Consider the following 2,514-nt stretch of genomic DNA (forward strand, 5'->3'; position numbering starts at 1 on the left):
CTGCTTGATCTCTACCATTGCTGGGGCTACGACCAAGTAATGCCGCCGCCGGTGGAGTTTTTGGACTCCTTGCTTACCGGTACCGGTACCGATCTAGATCTTCAGACGTTTAAATTAACTGACCAGCTAACGGGTCGCATGATGGGTGCATCTGCCGATGTAACTCCTCAGGTGGCGCGTATGGATGCCCACTCCCTGAAGCGGCAAGGACCGGTTCGATTGTGCTACTGCACGAATGTGCTGCGCGCTAAAGCCGACCAGCACCAGGGTGGGAGAAGCCCTGTGCAGGTAGGGGTCGAGCTGTTTGGTCACGCAGGTTTAGAAGCTGACAGTGAAATTATTCATTTGGCACTGGCCAGCTTAAAAGCAGCGGGCGCTGATGAAATTCACCTGGCGCTGGGCCATATTGGCATTTATCGTAGCTTTGTCGAGGCAGCTGCGCTTAGCGATGAGCAGGAGCGGGCGCTGTTTGAAGCACTTGCGCTGAAGTCGCCGGGCCAGTTAGCTGAACTCGTTCACCGCAGTGTCAGCGATCCAGCCTTGGCGGATATGCTGATAGCGCTTGGTGAGCTGCATGGTGATGCAAGTGTGTTAGGGCAAGCACGAGATCGTTTTGCCGGTGCTCCCGCGCCGGTGAGGGCAGCACTTGACCAGTTGGAAGCACTCTATAAAGGCGTATTGGCGCGCTTTGATGTTTCGCTCTATTTTGATTTAGCGGAGCTGCGTGGTTATCAGTACCACACTGGTATGATGTTTGCTGCCTATGTGCCTGGTTATGGCCATGCATTGGCCAAAGGTGGGCGTTATGATGACACTGGCCGTGCTTTTGGACGTGCGCGTCCGGCGACCGGTTTTTCTATGGATTTAAAACAATTGGCATCCCTGGCGCTGGCTTCACCCAGCCAGGGTGCTGTTTGGGCGCCTGCCCAAGAAGAAGAGTCGCTTAACGCTGCCATTGCTGCGCTGCGTGAGCAGGGTGAACGCGTGATTCAAGCGCTGCCTGGGCAGCGTACTGGGCCGGCGGAGCACAGTTGTGACCGCCGTCTTGAGTTTATTGACGGTCGTTGGCAGACAATGACCCTGACACAAGAGACGAGTGCATAATGGGTAAGAATGTCGTAGTCCTGGGTACCCAATGGGGTGATGAAGGCAAAGGCAAGATTGTTGACCTGCTCACCGAATCAGCCTCAGCAGTGGTGCGCTTTCAAGGCGGTCATAACGCGGGCCATACCTTGGTGATTGACGGTGAGAAAACGGTTCTTCACCTGATTCCCTCTGGTGTGCTGCGTCCAGGTAAAACCTGTGTGATCGGTAATGGCGTCGTATTGTCGCCTGAAGCGCTGATCAAAGAGATCCGTGAGCTTGAAGAGAAGGGCGTGCCGGTACGTGAGCGCTTGCGCTTGTCACCAGCTTGTCCGTTAATCCTGCCTTACCATGTGCGTTTGGACCAAGCCCGTGAAAAAGCGCGCGGCATTGCTAAGATCGGCACCACTGGTCGTGGAATCGGGCCAGCTTACGAGGATAAAGTTGCCCGTCGTGGTCTGCGTTTAGGTGATATGCTTCACCGTGAGCGTTTTGCCTCGAAGCTTGGCGAGGTATTGGACTACCACAACTTTGTATTGGTGAACTATCACGGCGAGCCGGCGGTGGACTTCCAGGAAGTACTGGATACCGCTATGCAGATGGCCGAAGAGCTACGGCCTATGGTCACCGACACCGTTAGTATGGTGCACGATCTGCGTAAAGCCGGTGAGAACATCCTATTTGAAGGTGCTCAAGGCTCGCTGTTGGATATTGATCACGGTACCTATCCCTACGTCACCAGCTCTAACACTACAGCTGGCGGAACGGCTACCGGTTCAGGTGTTGGCCCGCTTTACTTGGACTACGTGCTGGGTATCACCAAAGCCTATACTACCCGCGTTGGCTCTGGCCCATTCCCGACCGAGCTTTTTGACGACCATGGCCGTCATTTAGCCGAGCGTGGGCATGAGTTTGGAGCAACCACGGGTCGCGCGCGCCGTTGTGGCTGGTTTGACGCCGTAGCGTTGCGTCATGCGGTGCAGATCAACTCAGTCTCTGGTATCTGCTTAACCAAGCTTGATGTTTTGGACGGCCTGGAAAATATTCGTGTGTGCGTGGGCTATCGTAGTAAAGATGGCGATGTGCTGGATAATCCGGTTGATTCAGAAGGCTACGAAGCTGTTGAGCCGCTGTACCATGATCTACCGGGCTGGAAAGAATCTACCCTGGGCGCTAAGACGGTTGAGGATCTGCCTGCCAATGCACGTGCTTACATCAGCTTCTTAGAAGAGCAGGTAGGTACCAGCATTGATATTATCTCAACTGGCCCTGACCGTATGGAAACCATTGTCCTGCGTAACCCGTTTGAAGGCTAAGCTAGCACTCATGCATAAATCATTTGTGTGTTTGTAAGCTGCTGAGATAATTGAGCAGTTGAAAAAATTGAGTAGTTGAAAAAAGGGGCGATTAAATCGCCCCTTTTTGCTTTTT

2 protein-coding genes are annotated in these 2,514 nt (G+C 53.7%); both read left to right on the top strand.

Annotated elements, in window-relative coordinates:
* A partial coding sequence (locus tag INT22_RS12705; RefSeq protein ID WP_193068333.1) for an ATP phosphoribosyltransferase regulatory subunit occupies positions 1-1,104 on the top strand: 1,104 nt, incomplete at its 5' end.
* Entirely contained in the window at positions 1,104-2,399 is a 1,296-nt protein-coding gene (locus tag INT22_RS12710; protein WP_193068334.1) for an adenylosuccinate synthase, read from the top strand. The genes INT22_RS12705 and INT22_RS12710, both read left to right, overlap by 1 nt.
* The last annotated feature ends 115 nt before the right edge of the window (positions 2,400-2,514 follow it).

This window comes from Halomonas sp. 3D7M, from assembly GCF_014897885.1.
In the GTDB taxonomy this organism is placed as follows: domain Bacteria; phylum Pseudomonadota; class Gammaproteobacteria; order Pseudomonadales; family Halomonadaceae; genus Vreelandella.